This window comes from Acidicapsa ligni (genome assembly GCF_025685655.1).
GTDB classification, from domain to species: domain Bacteria; phylum Acidobacteriota; class Terriglobia; order Terriglobales; family Acidobacteriaceae; genus Acidicapsa; species Acidicapsa ligni.
On sequence record NZ_JAGSYG010000001.1, the window covers coordinates 647,127 to 665,851 of the forward strand.

Consider the following 18,725-nt stretch of genomic DNA (forward strand, 5'->3'; position numbering starts at 1 on the left):
CTATTCCTATTTGCCTGAACGAGATTTCTGCGGGGATGTGAGACACTTTCTCTCTGCATGACAGGGCGTGGAGATCTGTCGCATGAGCCTGGAGTCAGATAACTGGGATTTGCTGCAGAAGCTCTTTCACCTGGCGGAGCAAACGCCGGTAGAAGATCGAAAGCGAGTGCTGGCCGAGGCTTGTCCCGATGCGGAGTTGTGCCGCAAGGCCCTGGAGATTGTCGACGCCGGCGATGTTGTTTATGAAGATAAATCGCACGTTGAGCCGCCTATTCTGACAGGAAAGATTGGGCCGTACACGTTGGGGCGGCTGCTTGGAACGGGCGGCATCGGCTCTGTTTACCTGGTCGAGCGCGTGGTTAACGGTACGCGGTTGCGATCTGCATTGAAGGTGCTGGGGCCTCACGCTGCGGGGCCGTCTTTTGTCGATCGGTTTTTGCGCGAACAAAAAATCCTGGCATCGCTGGAACATCCGAATATTACTCGCATGTTGGATGCCGGAGTGACAGAGAGCGGTCAGCCTTACCTGGTTATGGAGTATGTGGAAGGCGAGTTGCTGGATGTGTATTGCGATGCGCATCGGTTGAATGTTTCGGAGCGGTTGAGGCTCTTTCTGCACGTATGCGATGCCGTAGCGTATGCTCACCGCAACCTGGTGGTGCATCTCGATCTCAAGCCTTCCAATATTCTGGTCACCGGGGATGGCACGGTTAAGCTGCTGGACTTTGGCACTTCGAAGTTAATGCAGCAGAATAGCTTGTTAACGAGCACTATCCTGGCGACGCCTGCTTACGCCAGTCCGGAGCAGTTACGCAACAATCCGCTGACTACGGCCAGCGATATCTATTCGCTCGGCGTGATCTTGTTTGAGTTGCTGTCGGGGCGCAGGCCGGGCGGCAGAGCTTCGATGGCGGTGATGCTGGAGCGAGCCATTCTGGAGCAGGAGCCCGAGCGTCTGTCGAAAGCCCTGACGGAGCACGCGGCTGAAGTACGTGGTGTTCCTGAGGCGCAGTTGCGCCAATTAGTGAAGGGCGACCTGGAGACGATAGTTGCGAAGTGCCTGAGTCCTCGTCCTGAGGATCGCTATGCGTCGCTTGATTTTCTTGCCGAGGACATTCAGCGATATCTCAATGGCTGGCCGGTGTTGGCTCGCCCTCAGACGACGCTGTATCTTGTGAGCAAATTTGTGCGTCGAAAGCGAAAGGTTGTGCTTGCCGCTCTGCTTGTATTACTGGCGCTGGTGGCCAGCCTGGCGTATGCGGGCTGGCGTCAGGAGCAGGCAGTGCTTGAGGGGCAGCGAGCGGAGCGCATGCAGACGTTTTTGTATCGGCTGCTCTATATGGCGAACTCCAATTACACGGGCAAGCCGACGTTTACTGTGCAGGATTTTCTGGAGCTGGGCGTGAAGCTGTTGCCCAACTACATCAAAGATCCAACCGATCTGCGTAAGGCACAGATGAGTCTGGCTGAGTCCATGTATGAGAACAACGATTTGGAGGCCGCGCAAAAAGCATTTGCGCCGGTAATCGCAAGCGCTAAAGCGGCGAAGGACTACGACACAGAAGCCGAGTCCGAAGCAACGGCGGGAGATACTGCTTACCTGCTGGGAGAAACGGCGCTTGGGTTGCAACTGACCACGCATGCACTGGATATATCGCGTCATCAGGGTGTTTCGCCGTCAGTGCGGGTGTGGAGCAAGGTCTATTACGCGACGAATCGCGAGCGGTTAGGTTTTCGCACAGACGAGAATCTGGAGATGTTGCAATCTGCAGCGAAGGAAGCCCAGGGGCATAATGTTTTGCCGCCGCATGAGACTGCGGATGTTCTCTATGCATTGGGGTGGGACCTCAAGATGCGAGAACGTTTTGCGGAATCTGAAGGGGTGTTCAACCAGACACTGCATATCTATTTGCAGGATGCAGAGGCAAAGTGCGATCAGTCGGCTGTGTATGGCGAGCTGGCGGCGGTGAAAGATCGTGGTGGCGATCCGCAGGCAAGTTTGCCGCTCTATCAACGGGCCTACGACGGGCTGAAGGCATGTGAAGGCGCCGATAGCCGAGGAGCGCTGGAGCAGCAGGATCGCATGGCCGGTGCGTTGATCAGGGTTGGCCGCGCGAAGGATGGGTTGTCGATGATTGAGAGCGCAATGCCTGGGTGGAGAAAGATTGCCGGGGCGAGTCCCGATCTGGCTGAGCCGCTCGATGTGCTTTCTCTTGCGTATCTCGCGATGGGGCGTTTCCCTGAGGCGGAGAAGTCGGCAAAAGAATTATTCGAGGTGCAGGACGGGAAAGTCTCGGCTGCGGATCGACGTCTCGGAACTGCGCAACTGCTGTGGGCGCGAGCGCTTGTGGCGGAGCATCGTTATCCTGAGGCGCTTCCTCATGCGGAGTATGCGGCGAGGCTGCTTACGCATGGTGTTTCTGGAGAGGCGAAGCGGATGGACAGCCAGGCTGTGCAGGTACTTGGGGGAATTCAAGCTAAAGTCAGCCAGCCGTGACTTACGCATGTGGAGACTGTGCCGCGTAGCGTAATCTGTTGGCTCAGGAGATTCATGCCACCTATGCCAATTGCACCAAAGCTCTCTGGTTTTATGTTTCGCTGCCTTACTCTCACGTTGCTGGTTGCGTACGCATTCACTCTGCCGTTGATGAGCCAACAGACCGATACTCCGCAGGAAAGCTACGTCAAGGCGCACTACACCAAGTATGAATACCGAATTCCAATGCGAGATGGAAAGCGGTTGTTCACTGCCGTCTATGTGCCGAAAGATGCCAGTGAGACTCATCCTTTCCTGATGAATCGCACGCCTTACAGCGTTGGCCCATACGGGGAAGATCAGTATCCTGCGCGTCTAGGGCCTTCGGACGAGTTCGAGAAGTCGGGCTACATCTTTGTCTATCAGGATGTGCGCGGCCGCTGGATGAGTGAGGGCGAGTTTATCGAGATGCGTCCGCACATCGATGTGAAGAAGTCGCCACAGGATGTGGACGATGCGAGCGACACGTATGACACGATCGAGTTTCTGCTCAAGCATGTGCCGAACAACAATGGCAAAGCGGGCATCTGGGGCATTTCCTATCCGGGCTTCTACACCTCGGCGAGCATTATCGATTCCCATCCGGCGCTGGTAGCTGCGAGCCCCCAGGCTCCGATGACGGACTTATTCAAAGGGGATGACAGTTATCATGGCGGCGCATTCATGTTATCGGCGAATTTTGGCTTCTATGTGTATTTCATGCCTCAGAAGGAGCCGCAAATGCCCGCGCCCAGCGTCGGATTCGACTTTGGAACGCCCGATAGTTATCGCTTCTATCTGAATGCGGGCAACCTCAACGACCTCGATCAGACTTATCTCAAGGGTGGTAACTGGCTTTACAGCGATCAGGCCAAACACACCACTTACGACAGCTACTGGAAAGAGCGCGACCTTTCGCAGCACATGAAGAACGTGAAGTGCGCAGTGCTGGTGGTGGGCGGCTGGTATGACGCGGAAGATCTGTCAGGGCCGTACAAGACTTTCTACGCGATCAACAAGTTCAATCCAGAGACGCAGACGACGTTGGTTGAGGGGCCGTGGGTGCATGGTGGCTGGTCGCGTGGTGATGGAGATCATCTGGGCGATATCCAGTTCAATTCGAAGACGGCAGAGCATTTCCGCACGGATGTACAGTTCCCATTCTTTGAGCATTACCTCAAGGGCAAGGGCGAGACGCAGCCCAAGGCGGTGGTCTTTGAGACGGGTACGAATGTGTGGCGCAGTTTTCCAAGCTGGCCTCCGCAGGCTGCTACGGCGAAGACGCTTTACTTCCACGCGAATGGCAAGCTGAGCTTTGACCCGCCAACGGAAGCGAATAGCGTGGATGAGTACACGAGTGATCCGGCGCATCCAGTTCCCTTCGTTGGTTACACCACCGATGATGTGCCGCAGCGCTACATGGTGGACGATCAGCGGTTCGCGAGTTATCGCCCAGATGTGCTGGTCTACGAGTCGGATGTGCTGCAGGAAGACGTTACGATCGCGGGGCCGATTTCGCCGAAGCTGAAGGTTGCCAGCAGCGGAACCGATTCCGACTTTGATGTGAAGCTGATTGATGTATATCCGGACAATGCGCCCGATGCTGCAGGGGGTGGCCGCACCAACAAGCGTGTGCTGGATGCGCCGCCGATCCGCATGGGCAGCTACCAGGAGCTACTGCGCGGCGAGCCGATGCGGGCAAAGTTTCGCAATAGCTGGGAGAAGCCGGAACCGCTGACTCCAGGCAAGATGACGGATGTGGATTTCACCATGCCCGATCTCTTCCACACCTTCCGCGCCGGCCACCGCATCATGGTGCAGGTGCAGTCGAGCTGGTTTCCGCTGACGGATCGCAATCCGCAGACGTTCACCGATATTCCCAGCGCCAAGCCGGAGCAGTTTGTGAAGGCAACCGAGCAGATCTTTCACCAGAAGGATGCTGCATCGGGAGTAGAAGTGCTGGTGCTGCCGAAGCCGTAGTTAATAAGTTGCCGCAGTTAGAAGTTATAGATGCTTTGCAGTATGCGCAGAAAAAGTCCACCTCCGCGAATAAAAGCGGAAGTGGACTTTTTCTTGAGTTTCACCGAATTGGTCTACTCCCCATGATTAGAGCAGAGGTGTGTTGGTGAGAATGAGCTGTAATACATGTAAAGCTGGCCGTTATTCGGGGAGCCTGTCAGGTTATTAACTTGAAGTAAGATTGGCGGTCCATTAACTTGCCAATGAGGATTAATGGCCGTTGAAAAGTTCACGCCGTCCGTTGAATACTTATAGAGAAATGCGATACTACCGTCATTCTCTCGGAAGCCAAGATACAGAATATTGTTATGAACAGCCATGGATGGTGCACGCGATGTTTGGTCGCTAGAAGCGCCGGTGTTTAGCTCGAACGTAGAACCATCCGCAGACGTATAGAGATATATCGTGTGGCTGTCGTCATTGCTTTCTGTTGCGACATAGAGCAGGTTATTGAAAACCGCGAAGGTGGGATTGAAGTTGAGTGTAACGTTGGCGTGCTCCTCAACTGTAGTCTGGTTGTTCGCCGCAACTTGGCAAATTACCATGGCCTGCGTAGTGTGGTCGCGAATGCCAAGGTACAAGAAACCTTTATAAACTGCCAGTGAGGGTGAGCCATCAACCTCGAAACCTGGATCACATCCTGGATTGGCTGAGCTCCAGTGAATTCCGTCTGAGGAATACTGGAATTCAAGACGCGTCGCGCCCGTAAGTTGAGTGACATAGGCTACATAGAGCAGATTATTGAAGACAGCAATTCCCGGGAGTACATTGGTGGCAGAGGATGCGATCGTGGATTTATTTGGATAAGTCACGCCTCCGTCGGTATTGTACGCAAGGTCTACGTCCGCGTTGCCAGCTGAATTGACAGTTGCTCCAGCGTAAACCGCGTATAGCTTATTATTGAAAACCGCTGCCGCTGCCCCGTCTGCTCCATCTGCTCCGCCGATTGGAGTCGTGGTGTCCTGCTGTGGTGTTCCCCAGCTTATAGCTTGCGAAAAACCTGTCTGTGTGGAACAAAGAACCAACAGGAATATAGCCACTAAGACTAGAGTGTTCCTGAATTTATGTTTGTTGAAAACGTTGGACAAGGCAATAATAGATCTCATTTGTAGGTTCTCCTATTTTTGGGGGTTAGATGGAGAAATTACGGATTGAGCTTTCGAGGAACCTCAACGCAACAGAAGCGCGGCGCGCTCCGAAAGAAATATAGCGCGCAATTCCATATAGATACAAGGATTTTAGCTACTTTGGATTGTGTTTTTTTCTTAACTATTTAAGCTTCAAGTTACCGTATATCAAAATGACAATACGCCATTTTGGGTGGAGACCAAGTAGCAATTATAGTTAGCCGATATTTGAAGTCATTAACGAAAGAGATGATTGTTGAATCATCTCTTTCGTTTCGGCCAGAGTTATACGAATAAGGGATTACTTAAGATAACTCAAAGCTACTTGACGGTCAGAGCCAGAGTCTGGGAATGTTCGGTTGCGTTCACACCGTCGCTGGTTTGTGCCGTAACGGTAATAGTGAATGTGCCGGGGCCTGTTCCGAGAGTCTGCGGCCCGTGATTCAGGTAGTCATAACGTGCGGAGCAGGCTGTTGTGCCGAGTATGCTGATTACGCCAATCAGCGCCAGAAGCGCTACGCGTCCCAACAGCTTGCGCTTGCGGCCGAGCAGGCCAAGTCCGAGAACTCCCGGCAGCATGACAGCTAAAACCAGGGGGCTTGCCGTGCTGCGATTTTGTGCAAGCGTACCGCCATTTCCGGTGGTCTGCAGGCTCATGCTTGAGGTAAGCGATGGAGTCTTGGAAGTAATCTGCAGATTTGCCGGGCTAAAGGTGCAAGCCGTATAGGCCGGCAGTCCTGAGCAGGAGAGGCTGATGAATCCGGTGAATCCAGTGCCTGTGACCGGGGCAACTGTGGCTATCACGGTACCGGATGCGCCGGCGGTCAGAGACAGTGTCGCTGGGTTGATGCCCAACGAAAAGTCCGGCGCAGGAGCGGTGGCTTCTGGATGCACAACCACATTTTCTGACTCGGACGCAGCGTGCAGGTTGTCGCCGTTATAGGCTGCGGTCAGAGTGTGCTCGCCGGGGGTCAGTGAGTCCAGCTTAAGTACGGTTTTGCCTTCGGAATTAAGGGCCGCGCCAGAAACGGGCTTACCCTGATCCATCAACGTTACCGCGCCAGTGGCCGGGGCATTGTCCTCACCGAGGACAGTTGCAGTAAAGGTCGCAACGGTATGTCCTGCGACTTGACTCGTCTCTACGGTCAGCGAGGTACGGCTACCGGTTTGGGCTGCTGCCGTTTGAGCGGCTGCAACTGATCCGCCTATTGCGGCAAACCCGACGGGCAATACGATCAGGCCCATTATTAAGCCCGGCGCCAACGCTATTCCTGCTCGCGCCATCCGACGCATCCAAATTTCTTTGCTCACCCGCAATTAACCTCTACCCAAGAATCTCGTAATACCGCACCAGACTGTCATCTGAGCCCGAATCCTAATTGTATCCGGCCTGCCCCGCTCAGGCGAACGATATAGCCATAACCGGCCAGATGGGCGAACTGAGGGCGCCCAATCCGCCATTTTTCAGAGAACTATTGTTTGTACCCAATGAAGGATGCAAGCGAACGATTCCAGTGAGCGATTCTAGCGAACGGTGCCAGTAAACGGCGAACGATCAACAGGATCAACCGGAAGGGTTCATCTAAAAGACGGCTTCGGAGGTCTGAGGTAAGCTGCCGCCAGAGAAAAGGGGATGCTCCTGCTGTCGGGATGCGGGGTAAGGCCGTATGATCCTGTTGAGAGCAGGACAGGAACAGGTATAAACGATGATCGCTCACCTGCGCGGCAAACTCATTCATAAGCAACCGGGCCAGGCCATTGTTGAGGCTGCAGGCGTGGGTTACGACGTGACCATCTCCGTGCCGACATTTACGGCGTTACCTGCGGTGGGCGGCGAGGCTGCTCTGCACATTCACACCCAGGTGCGCGAGGATCAGATTGCGCTTTTCGGCTTTCTGGAGCGCGACGAAAAGCGGCTCTTCGAGCGGCTGATTTCGGTGACCGGCGTTGGACCCAAGTTGGCGATTACGCTGTTGAGCGGGCTCTCGGCAGAACGCGCCGTTTCCGCGATTCGCGCCCAGGACCACGCTTCCCTGACCCGCATTCCGGGCGTGGGCAAAAAGCTGGCCGAGCGGCTGGTGCTGGAGCTGAAAGACAAGCTGGACGATTTCGCTGCGGCTCCAGTTCCCTCCAGCGTGCATGGAGCGGCAGTCGAGGACGTGCTTTCGGCGCTGACGAATCTTGGTTACCAGAGGCCAGCGGCGGAAAAGGCAATCCAGCATGCGGTGGATAAAGAGGCTGCATTGGCTGGCGATTTCGATGGACTCTTCCGTGCGGCTTTGAAAATTATTCGGTAGTCTCACCATCTGCATAAAGCATCGTCAGCATGAACGCAGTGAAGGATCTGCTTTTGTCTCTGCGGGTACTTCGTTAACGTACCTGCGCGAGAAATCGCGCATAATTCCAACATGGTTGGGACTTTCCTTCGCCGTTTTCTCACAAGCCTTCAATCGCCGCAGATCGAACTGACTCTGCTGCATCTGGAAATGGCTCGACCTCTAACAGAGATGTTCCCTGAGGTTCCTCCTCCCGATTCGCCGCTCACCCTGATCCTGCTTGCTGCCCGGTGGTTAAGCCATGACTTGCATGGCGAAGAAATGCCTCGCATCGCAGCAGATCTTCTGGAAGCTGGTTTCGATACTCCGGCTCTCGTTCGTCTTGCAGGCGAGACCGAAATCCATTCCACCGCCGATGCCAAGCCTCTTGTTACGCAAGTCTTTCGTGAACTTGGAATTCCCGACACGTTTTCAGAAACACATGCCAAGCTAATCGCTACTCGCCAAATAGCACGCGAGGTAATCGCTGGCACACGTGATCCATATCGCGCAGCACGCCATCTTGAATTCATTCTGTGGAGCAGGAAACCGGCAACAGACGATTTGGTCCGTCTTTTTGATATCAGAGATGAATTCAAGTGGGATGCGGAAGAACGGCGTTCTCTGCCTGCACTCCTGGCCGATCAACTTCAAACATTTGCGCGGCTGGCCACTTTAACAGACGAACAAATTGCATCGGAATCGTAGGGTCGCGATTCGTCTCCCGAATAAGAGTTCGGCGCACAAATCCTCATTTCTACATCGCAACCTGCATCTGGCCAAGGCTGCTAGACTCCGTCCGTATGCCTAAATCTGTGAAAACCCCTTCAGCCCCAACCACCTACCTTCGCAAAGAAGGCCTGGCGTTTCTGCGTGCGCTGGTTCGTGCTAATAAGAAAGATCCAGTCGAGGCGCGAGATTGGTTCAATACGAATAAAGCCGTCTTCCAATCGGAGTTGAAGGAGCCGATGCTGGCCATCATTCGCCAGGTGACGGATGCCATGCTGGATTTTGCACCGGAGCATGTGCGGCCTGCGGAAAAGTCGCTGTTTCGCATTTATCGCGACACGCGTTTTGCCAATGACAAGCGGCCCTACAAGGATCATGTTGCCGCGTGGTGGACGCACACCGGCCTCGATAAGACATCTGGCGCGGGCTACTACTTTCACATTGCTGCCAAAGAGGTCACTATCGCCGCTGGCGTCTATATGCCGGAAAAAGAGCAACTGGCAGCCGTTCGCCACTGGCTGCTGGATCACCACGCGGAGTTTCGCGGGTTGCTCAACAAGCCTGCCGTGCGCAAGGCGTTTCGCGAGTTTGAGGGCAGCGCGCTTACCCGGCCGCCAAAGGGTTTTCCGGCAGATCATCCTGCGATCGATTTGATCCAGTGCAGGCAGTGGGGGCTGGCGGCGACGCTGCCTGTGGAGGCTGCTCTGAGCCCAAAGTTCACAGCAGAACTGGTGCGTCATTTCAGGCTCGCCGCGCCGATGGTAGCTGCTTTAAATGCGCCGATTGCAGCGAGTGTGGAACCTCGCAAACCAGTCTTCTTTGCGCTGTCGGATCGGCCAAAAACGGCTAAAACCCGTTAAAAACCGACTATTTCGGAACAAAACCCGCAAATTCTTGTGGAAATGTGGCTTTTCCGGTTGACTTTTCTGTGCCAAAAGACGCAAGGTAACGAACGATAGGTTTCTCCGGACCCGCGTCAACATTGACGATTTGCAACTTTCAATCGGGGCTTTGCGCACACGTTGCCGGGGCGCAATTCTCAGGCGGGCAGCACCAAACCGGCGTCACCAGGCAACGGAAGAAATTTCAAAAAATGCGCTAGCCGCAAACATCGGAGGAAAGAACACAATGGCAACAGGATTGACCAAGACAGCCCTTATTCGTCTCCTTGCTGAAAAGCTGGAGCTCACCAACAAGCAGGTTGGAGCCTTCCTTGAGACCCTGGCCGAGACTGCAGTTAAAGAGACCAAGAAGAACGGGGTATTCATCATCCCGGGTATCGGTCGTCTTGTAAAGGCAGAGCGCAAGGCCCGCGTTGGCCGCAACCCCCAGACCGGCGCCGCGATCAAGATCAAGGCAAAGACCGTGGTCAAGTTCCGCGTGGCCAAGGCTGCCAAGGACGTAATCGCACCAGTCAAGAAGTAACATTGTTCTTGTACGGCAAACGGGCAGGCCATGACGGCTTGCCCGTTTGTTTTTCCGAACGAAAACAAAAGATCTGAGAAGATGAACAGAGATGACTATGCAGGAGAACACCCCACGCTCTACCGCTATTGCTTCACCGCTGATATGGCTTTTGCGGTTGGAAGGCCTGGCTGTCACCGTGATCAGCGTGCTGCTGTATGCACAGGTTCATGCCCGAACGGGAGCGAGCTGGATGCTTTTCGGTGTCCTTTGGCTGGCGCCGGATCTGAGCGCTCTTGCCTACCTGGCAGGTCCACGGTGGGGAGCGCGTGGCTATAACGCGATTCACTCCTACCTGCTGCCGTCAGCGATGGTCGTGCTCGCCCTGGCGCTGCCGCGAGCGGCACTGCTTCCCTATGCGCTCATCTGGTTCAACCACATCGGTGTGGATCGATTCCTGGGATTTGGTTTGAAGTATTCAACGGGGTTTGGCATGACGCATTTGACGCGTCTCGGGAAATAGCCAGAGTACTGGTATAGCTACCCAATGGCCTGCTGCGTTCCGGAGTTATTTTGCAGCAGGGCTCGTGTGACCAGTGAGATTCCAAAGCTCACCAGCACCGCCTGATCCAATAGCTGGGCGTTGTATTGCCAACTCAAAGCAGCAAAGCTCACGAATATTCCCAGAGCGCTGATCTCGCTCAGCAAGGCAAAGCTCCAGCGTGGCGACCGGCCGCCACGAGCAACGCGCGCCCGCAGAGAGGGCAGCAGCCGCGGCACAGACTTTTTGTAGGCCAGGTACGATTCTCCGAGTTGCCTGGCCAGAAATGCCTCTTCTCCCAGAATGAGCCTGAAAAGAAAAATAGCCAGCAATACCAGGGTGACCGCTGCTCCCGATGGGGACATGAGAGTGGAGATGGCCGCGATCATCAGCCATGTCCCCAGATAGAGCGGATTGCGCACGTAGCGGTATGGGCCGTCGGCCATGACTTGCCCGGCCTTCATCTCCGCGTTGTTCACCGTGGAGGTGCCGAGATAAGCTGTGCCCCAGACGCGCAGCGCTGCAGCCAAGGCGGCGACGGCAATCGTCAGTCCGGTCGCGATTTGAATTCCCGCTGTCGACGTGAGACCCAGGCCTCCCAATTGAAAGCCTAGCCAGAGCCATGTTGTGGTCAAGCGGCCAAGGTGCAGGTAGCGGCCCCAGGGCGCTAAAAAGCCCAGGAGAACGATCAACAAAATAATCAACATGCGAAACCGGAACTCTAACGCGCTCGCCTTCATGCTTCCTCTTCTTCGTCCTGCACCAGAGTAAATGCCAGGCGGCGGACTGCTTTGTCTTACGCCGCGTCAGGAAAAAAGGTTCCTTCGCGCGAATCCTGAAGGAAGCTTGTAAAGCGGAGGTTTACAAGGCAGCGAATGAGATTCCCTACAATGGTTAGGTGCCTACTGAAGTTTCCAGCCACGACACCATCGCAGCCATCTCCACTCCGCCGGGACGTGGCGGCATCGGCATTGTTCGCCTGAGTGGCTCCGAGGCTGTTTCGATTGCCACGCAACTAGTGCGTTTACGCGGTCCGCTTGAGCATGGGAGAGCGCGTCTTGCCGATGTGTTGGATTCCGACTCTGAAGTCGAGTCTGAAATTGAGTCGGAAGTCGAAGCCAGGATTGACGGCAGAATTGACGAATCACTGGTGACTTACTTTGCCGGGCCGAATTCTTATACGGCAGAAGATCTGGTTGAGATTGCAGCGCATGGTTCGCCGATTGTGCTCAACATTCTTTTGCGGAAAGCGTTGCATCTGGGCGCACGGCTGGCCGAACCGGGCGAGTTCACGCAAAGAGCGTTTCTCTCCGGACGCATCGATCTCACACAGGCAGAGGCAGTACGCGACTTGATCGAGGCCCAGACGCTTACCCAGGCGCGGCTGGCAGCAAGCCAGATGGGCGGCGCGCTCAGCCGGCGCGTCACGCCTGCGAAACACGCGCTGCTCGAACTGATCGCACTGCTTGAGGCAGGAATCGACTTTGCCGAGGATGATCTGGCGGTCGCTCCGGAGACGGAAATCCTCAGGAGAATCAACGAGATTATTCCTCCGCTGCAGGCGTTGGAGGCAACATTCGCGCACGGCCGCATCCTGCACGATGGGCTGACGCTGGCGATTGTGGGCCGTCCCAATGCGGGTAAGAGTTCGCTGTTCAATGCGCTGGTTGAGCGGGAACGCGCGATTGTCACCCCCATCCCCGGTACGACGCGGGACACTGTGACCGAGCGGATTGCACTCGGTGGAATTCCGCTGGAACTGGTCGACACAGCTGGATTGCGGGAAGCGACAGATGAGGCGGAGCGGCAGGGGATTGTGCGTAGCCGCGAAGCGCTGGCCGATGCAGCCATCGTGCTGATTGTGCTGGATGCAACGCAGCCTTTGCATGAAGAAGATCTGCGGCTGTTTGCCTCGGTGACAGGTCGTCCAGTGTTGATTGCGAGGAATAAGAGCGATCTCATCGCAAGCACTGGAGAAGTCGCTGAACTGGCGATGGGGCAGGCTGGAATTCCAGTGCTGACGACATCGGCTGTAACGGGAACGGGGATCGCCGAGTTACGGGAAGCAATCCTCGCTCTGGCAACGGGCGGAGCCGCCTCTGAACCTGGAATGCTGACCAGCCTGCGGCATCACAAGTCGATTACAACTGCACTGGAAGGCCTGCAGGATGCGGCTCGCGCTATCGCACAGAGCATTCCCCATGAAATGGTCCTGCTCGATCTTTACCGGACGCTCTGGGTCCTCGACTCACTCACAGGCCAGACAACTCCTGATGATGTTTTGAACCTTATCTTCAGCACCTTCTGCATCGGCAAATAGAAACGGTACCGCGTAAAACGATGCAAATGGATGACATTCTAATGACATCCCTGCGGGCACTCCGCTCTTACACTTGTTTCGTTACGATGGCCGTTATCAGGGGCATACGATGAAGCATATTTTGAGTTGTCTGTCGGTGCTCGTGTTGAGCGCCATACTGTCTTCCTCCTTCATTCATGCCCAGGCAACGGATTCGACGATAGGCAGCGGAGGACCCGGCGTCGCCGCAGCTACCGGCCCTGCTGGGCAGTCTGCTATCAGCGTCGTCAGTTACGGAGCTATCGGAGATGGGCATGCTGACGACACGGCGGCCATCAACTCTGCGATGTCGGCGTGCGTCACGCGCGCTCTTCCGCACAACGGATGCGTTCTCTATTTTCCGGCGGGTGTTTATATCACCACAGGAATCACACTTCGATCCTATGTGCATATGAAGGGCGATGGATGGGGCACCTCTGTCCTGATGCTCAAGCCGCATACCGCGTCCGATGTTCTGACTGTGCCTGCCGATGCATTCAACTTCAGCATCTCCGGCCTGACACTGGACGGGAACTCTGGAAGAGGTGGCATTGGCAACTGTTTTTTCGTTGCTCCAACAGCCACTGGACCGGCAGAGTGGAACACCGCGAATAAGCAAACCGCCCCCGTCAACGCCCAAAAATGGGGCCATGTCGAAGAGGTCATGTTTTCGCATTGCTCTGTTGATGGCATTCACATCAATGCCTTCAATTACATGCTGTTCTTCGATAACTTCTATGCGTTCGATAACGGCGTCAACGGCTTGTACACAGAGGGAACGAACAGCGGATTCACGAATTTTCAGATCGAGCGGAACGGTAAAGCCGGCATACATCTTGCTGGTGCGAACAACCGGTTCACCTCCGGCGAAGTCATCTGGAATGGCGGGGCCGTCGGGACAGTTGGGACTGTCGGAAACACCGGGGTCGCCGCGACGGAGGCTGCGGTATATGTATCGGGTTCGCGGAACATCCTAACGGCTGTTCAAACGGAAGATAGTTATACCAACGGGTTCTTCGACAACGGCGCCGACAACGTGTTCATGGGGTGCGTCTCCGATTCCAATGGCTATGTTCAAAAGAACACGAATGCGTCCTCCAGGACCGCGAGTGGGTTCGTCATTGCCGGGGCAGGCGGCGTTTATATCGGCGATAAGGTAACAAGCTATCGTGGCCGTCTGCCGGATGGGAATTTCACTACGGAGTGGCCCTACAGCCTTAATACCCGCCGCGACAATGGGAAGATCGACATTACCTACGACAGCACCAATGGGCCGCCCCTCATACAGTAAGTCCGGCTTCTGGATCGTCTATCAGGACTGCCTATCTGAACTGACTGTCTTGGTTGCGAAGGTTGACTTATTTCGGGACTGAGTGGTATTTCTTAGAGGACGACCGCGTTATGACGATCTTTTCCTCACGTCCGGTTATGGCTGGCGCTTCGCACCTCATGCGAATGTGCCGCTTTACCTGTTGTTGTTGTTAACGCTCCCCTGTCGCTCATTTCCTATCATTCAATCCATTTAGCCTTTCGCTCCAGCGTCGCATGTTGCTGATTCCTTTGCCAGATATATCTGTTCCGGCATGAATCTGTGAACGTTGAGTCAGCGTCAAGGGCTCCCACCGCGGCCGAGGGTCGCTTCTGGGAAGGTCTCAGTAAATGCCTCATTCTCTACAGCCCCTTGCTGGAAATGGTGAAAGCAGTACGCTAAAGCTGCGCCCGGCAACCGTGAGCCGAATTGCCGCGGTTGGTGCCGTTGTCGCGATGGCTGTAGCTGCAACGCATCTTTCAGCGCAAGCTGCAGCAAAAAATCTGAAAGCGAATCCGGTAGCTGTTGCGCACTCTATAGATGGCGCAAACGAACTGGTGGAAGACTATTGCGCGGGCTGCCATAACGATGACATCCATCGTGGCGGGTTGTCGTTGAAGACGCTGGATCTCGCGCATCCCGATAAAAATCCTGTTGTTGCAGAGAAGGTGATTCGTAAGCTGCGTGCGGGCATGATGCCTCCGCCAAAGGCTCCGAGACCACCGGAGGCAGAGCTGGCGGGCTTTACATCGGGGATTGAGAATCGGCTGGATCGGGTTGCGCTTGCGCATCCCTATGCCGGTTTTACTGCGCTGCACCGGTTGAATCGCGTGGAGTATGCGAATTCAATCAAGGCTCTACTGGACCTGGACATCGACGCTGCTTCGCTGCTGCCTCCGGACGATCTTAGTCACGGCTTCAACAACATGGCAGATGTGCTGACGGTTTCGCCCGCGCTGTTTGAGGCTTATATCTCGGCTGCGGGAAAGATCAGCCGGCTTGCGGTTGGTGATCCTACGGCCTCTGCACAGATGGCGACGTATATTGTTCCACGCGTGATCTCGCAGACGAGCCAGGTTGATGGAGCACCGCTGGGGACGCGCGGTGGCATCAGCATGATTCATAACTTCCCTGCGGATGGAGAGTATGTCTTCAAGGTGGCGTTTTATACGCATCAACAGGGTTATCTCTTTGGGCAGAATCAGGGTAAGGGACAGCAGCTTGAAATCTCGGTAAACGGTACGCGTGTCGCGTTAATTGATGTGGACGTGAAGTACAAGGACACGGACGATCTGCGCACGCCTCCTATCAAGATTGCAGCGGGCCCGCAGCGGATTTCCGCAGCGTTCGTGAAGAAATTTGATGGGCCTATTCAGGATGAGGTGCAGCCCTATGAGCAGAGCCTCATCGATGTAAATGTAGCCAATCTGCCGGGACTGACGACATTGCCGCATTTGCGCAGTCTTGGCATCCTCGGCCCCTCGAAAGTAACAGGCGTTTCGCCCACGCCCAGTCGTGAGCGTATCTTCGTGGCCTATCCATCCGCTCCCACGCAGGAGACTGCCGCAGCGCGAAAGATCGTTGCGAGCCTGGTGCGGCGCGCGTATCGCAAGCCCGCAAAGGCGGCAGATGTAGACGGCGCGCTGAAGTATTACACGCAGCAGCGACAGGCGGGAGCCAGCTTTGATGAAGGCATTCGCGCGTCATTGCAGGCCATCCTTTCCAATCCGCAATTTTTATTTCGCTTTGAACAGCAGCCACCCAGGGCTGCGCCCGGAACGAGCTATCGCGTAAGCGACATCGAGCTGGCCTCGCGGCTCTCGTATTTCTTGTGGAGCGCACCACCGGACGAGCAACTGCTGCGAGTTGCAGTTGCAGGACAGTTGCACGACCGTGCAGTATTGGCGCGTGAAGTAAGGCGGATGTTGAAAGACAAACATTCCGATCCCCTCGAAACGAACTTTGCTGTCGAGTGGTTGAGCCTCAAGAATCTGAACGATGTTTTGCCGGATGTCTATCTCTTCCCAAATTTCGATCAGAATCTTGCCCAGTCCATGTTGCGTGAGACGGAACTATTCTTCGGCTCGATTGTTCACGAAGATCGCAGCGTTCTGGATTTGCTTGGGGCGAATTACACCTTCGTGGATGAGCGATTGGCGCGGCATTACGGCATAGCAAATGTATCTGGAAGCCGTTTTCGGCGGATCACTATCACGGACGAGAATCGCAAGGGATTGCTGGGGCAGGCGAGTATTCTCACGCTTACTTCGACCGCCAATCGGACAGCTCCCGTCACGCGTGGCAAATGGGTGATGCAGGTATTATTCGGATCAGCTCCGCCGCCGCCACCGCCGAATGTGCCTGCGTTGACCGAGGCAGGCGACGATGCAAGCGTGCGCACAGTTCGGGCACGAATGGAGCAGCATCGTAAAAATCCCAACTGCGCGGGCTGCCATCGCTTCCTGGATCCCATTGGATTTTCGTTGGAGAATTACGATCCGACAGGTGCATGGCGTTCCAGCGATAACGGCGAAAAGATCGATGCAACCGGAGTGCTGTTTGACGGAACTCCGCTGGATTCCCCTGCCAGCTTGCGGCGCGCAGTGTTGAAGCGGCCGGAAGCATTTTTAAGAGCCTTGACCGAGAACCTGTATGCGTATGGACTGGGACGGATTCCAGAGACGGAAGACCTGCCTGAGATACGCGCGATTGTTGCCGGGGCATCTGCGAACAACTATCGCTTTTCTGATCTTGTGCTGGGGATTGTTACCAGCCCGGCATTCCAGCGGCGTACGGTGCCTGCTGTCAATGTTCAGCCTGATACGCATGGAAAGCCCAGAAAAGACAGTGTGCTGAAGGCATCCGGTTCTAGCCAGCAGCATGGGGTAGAAGCATTTCTTGCAGCAAGGCCGATTGAGGTAGAGCGTTCTTCATCGGATGCATCAGAGCAGGTTCGGACAGCGCAGTAGAAGCCAACAGAGACAGGCCATCTGTTCGGCGATCGAGATGGCAGAAGGTATAGAAAATGTTTATTCAAGGAAAGCATCTATCACGGCGCTCGGTGTTGAGGGGTCTCGGAGCGGCAGTAAGTTTGCCGCTGCTGGACGCCATGGTTCCGTCACTGAATCCAATCGTTGCGGCTGCGGTGACTACCAAAGCGAAGACGCGCTTTGCGGCTATTGAGATCGTGCATGGCGCAGCGGGCAGCACGATGGATGGAACCAACAAGCACTACTGGTCTCCCGCGAAAGAAGGTGCGGACTTTGAGATAACTCCGTCGCTTGAGCCTTTGAAGGACCTGCGCAAATATCTCACCGTTGTGACCGGCACGGACTTGAAAGCGGCAGGCTCGTTCGCCCCCAGCGAAGAGGGCGGTGACCATTTCCGTTCGAGCGCGGCATATCTTACGGCGGCGCATCCGAAGATGACTGAGGGCTCGGACATCTCTGCGGGCATTTCGATTGATCAGCTTTATGCCAAGCGATTTGGGCAGGGTACTCCTCTCGAAAGTTTGCAGCTTTGCATCGAAGATGTGGACGCAACGGGAGCTTGCGCATACGGCTATGCATGCGTGTATTCCGACACGATCAGTTGGGCTTCGCCGACTCAGCCACTGCCCATGCTGCGCGATCCGCGTGTGGCCTTTGAGCGCTTGTTTGGCGATGGCGCAACGGCTGAAGAGCGTGCTGCACGACGCAGTCTTGATCAAAGCATTCTGGATGGAATTGTCGGCGATGTTAAGCGCTTGAATGGAACGCTTGCCGGTCCGGACAAAGCGCGTCTTGAGGAATATCTGACCGACGTTCGCGGTCTTGAGACGCGTATTCAGAACATTGAGCGCTATAACGCAACGGCGCGTGAGGCGGGCGCAAACGCTCAATTGCCGACTGCTCCCGTAGGCATTCCGGAAAACTATGACGAGCATGTGAAGCTGATGTTTGATCTGCAGGTGCTGGCGTTTGCGGCAGATGTGACACGCGTCTCTGCATTCAAGCTAAGCCGCGATGTAAGTCAGCGGGTGTTTCCTGGAGTCGGAGTTTCCACGCCTTTTCATTCTGCTTCGCATCATGGTGAGAGCCCGGCGAAGATTGCCGAGTTCGCCAAGGTGAATCGCTATCACGTCTCGTTGCTCGCGTACTTCCTCGACAAGCTGGAGAAGACTCCAGACGGCGATGGCAATTTGCTGGAGCATTCGGCCATTTTGTATGGAAGCCCGATGGGAGATTCGAACGTGCATAACCACAAGCGCGTTCCAATGCTTGTAGCCGGTCATGCGAATGGAGCGATCAAGGGCAATTTTCACTTGAAGACAGCAGAGGAAACGCCGACTGCAAATCTGTATCTCACGTTGATGCGCAGGCTTGGTATGGATTTGCCTTCGATTGGTGATAGCACGGGTGAGTTGGCGATCTAAGTAGTGGTGATGCG

14 protein-coding genes are annotated in these 18,725 nt (G+C 55.3%); 11 read left to right on the forward strand and 3 right to left on the reverse strand.

All coding sequences use genetic code 11. The annotated features are described in order from the left end of the window. The first annotated feature begins 82 nt into the window (after positions 1 to 82). Positions 83 to 2,497 (forward strand): serine/threonine-protein kinase, encoded by a 2,415-nt coding sequence (locus OHL19_RS02555; protein WP_263356016.1) that lies wholly within the window; start codon positions 83 to 85, stop codon positions 2,495 to 2,497. Positions 2,498 to 2,560: 63 nt separating this feature from the next. Continuing rightward, complete coding sequence (locus tag OHL19_RS02560; protein ID WP_263356017.1) at positions 2,561 to 4,495, forward strand: CocE/NonD family hydrolase; 1,935 nt, start codon at positions 2,561 to 2,563, stop codon at positions 4,493 to 4,495. Positions 4,496 to 4,608: 113 nt separating this feature from the next. Here the strand turns inward: OHL19_RS02560 and OHL19_RS02565 are convergent, their stop codons facing one another. Together OHL19_RS02565 and OHL19_RS02570 are read right to left on the reverse strand one after the other, a co-directional pair. Then, positions 4,609 to 5,640, reverse strand: coding sequence for a hypothetical protein (locus tag OHL19_RS02565; RefSeq protein ID WP_263356018.1), 1,032 nt, complete (start codon positions 5,638 to 5,640; stop codon positions 4,609 to 4,611). 342 nt (positions 5,641 to 5,982) lie between these two features. Continuing rightward, on the reverse strand, positions 5,983 to 6,945 hold the full coding sequence (locus OHL19_RS02570; protein WP_263356019.1) for an Ig-like domain-containing protein: 963 nt from the start codon (positions 6,943 to 6,945) through the stop codon (positions 5,983 to 5,985). 422 nt (positions 6,946 to 7,367) lie between these two features. Here OHL19_RS02570 and ruvA point away from each other — a divergent pair, with 422 nt between their 5' ends. The 5 genes from ruvA to OHL19_RS02595 all read left to right on the forward strand — a co-directional run bounded on the left by ruvA (position 7,368) and on the right by OHL19_RS02595 (position 10,632). Beyond that, on the forward strand, positions 7,368 to 7,958 hold the full coding sequence (gene ruvA / locus OHL19_RS02575; protein WP_263356020.1) for a Holliday junction branch migration protein RuvA: 591 nt from the start codon (positions 7,368 to 7,370) through the stop codon (positions 7,956 to 7,958). A gap of 111 nt (positions 7,959 to 8,069) precedes the next feature. Further along, positions 8,070 to 8,684: a hypothetical protein gene (locus OHL19_RS02580; protein WP_263356021.1), complete on the forward strand. Its 615-nt coding sequence runs from the start codon at positions 8,070 to 8,072 to the stop codon at positions 8,682 to 8,684. Between the two features lie 107 nt (positions 8,685 to 8,791). Next, positions 8,792 to 9,565, forward strand: a complete 774-nt coding sequence (locus OHL19_RS02585; protein ID WP_263356022.1) for a DUF2461 domain-containing protein — start codon at positions 8,792 to 8,794, stop codon at positions 9,563 to 9,565. Positions 9,566 to 9,833: 268 nt separating this feature from the next. Further along, positions 9,834 to 10,130 carry an HU family DNA-binding protein gene (locus tag OHL19_RS02590; protein WP_263356023.1) on the forward strand — a complete coding sequence of 99 codons (297 nt, stop codon included), beginning with the start codon at positions 9,834 to 9,836 and terminating at the stop codon, positions 10,128 to 10,130. 91 nt (positions 10,131 to 10,221) lie between these two features. Beyond that, the gene (locus tag OHL19_RS02595) at positions 10,222 to 10,632 is read left to right on the forward strand and encodes a DUF4260 domain-containing protein (RefSeq protein WP_263356024.1); all 411 of its coding nucleotides are present in this window, start codon (positions 10,222 to 10,224) and stop codon (positions 10,630 to 10,632) included. Between the two features lie 17 nt (positions 10,633 to 10,649). Here OHL19_RS02595 and OHL19_RS02600 read toward each other — a convergent pair whose 3' ends face one another. After that, entirely contained in the window at positions 10,650 to 11,390 is a 741-nt protein-coding gene (locus OHL19_RS02600; RefSeq protein WP_263356025.1) for a methyltransferase family protein, read from the reverse strand. Positions 11,391 to 11,548: 158 nt separating this feature from the next. Between OHL19_RS02600 and mnmE the strand changes: the two genes are divergently transcribed. The 4 genes from mnmE (at position 11,549) to OHL19_RS02620 (ending at position 18,711) form a co-directional block, all read left to right on the forward strand. Next, positions 11,549 to 12,970, forward strand: a complete 1,422-nt coding sequence (gene mnmE / locus OHL19_RS02605; protein WP_263356026.1) for a tRNA uridine-5-carboxymethylaminomethyl(34) synthesis GTPase MnmE — start codon at positions 11,549 to 11,551, stop codon at positions 12,968 to 12,970. Positions 12,971 to 13,079: 109 nt separating this feature from the next. Next, entirely contained in the window at positions 13,080 to 14,279 is a 1,200-nt protein-coding gene (locus OHL19_RS02610; protein WP_263356027.1) for a glycoside hydrolase family 55 protein, read from the forward strand. Positions 14,280 to 14,647: 368 nt separating this feature from the next. Further along, the gene (locus tag OHL19_RS02615; protein WP_263356028.1) at positions 14,648 to 17,266 is read left to right on the forward strand and encodes a DUF1592 domain-containing protein; all 2,619 of its coding nucleotides are present in this window, start codon (positions 14,648 to 14,650) and stop codon (positions 17,264 to 17,266) included. Positions 17,267 to 17,322: 56 nt separating this feature from the next. Continuing rightward, positions 17,323 to 18,711, forward strand: a complete 1,389-nt coding sequence (locus OHL19_RS02620) for a DUF1552 domain-containing protein (protein WP_263356029.1) — start codon at positions 17,323 to 17,325, stop codon at positions 18,709 to 18,711. Positions 18,712 to 18,725: the final 14 nt, after the last annotated feature.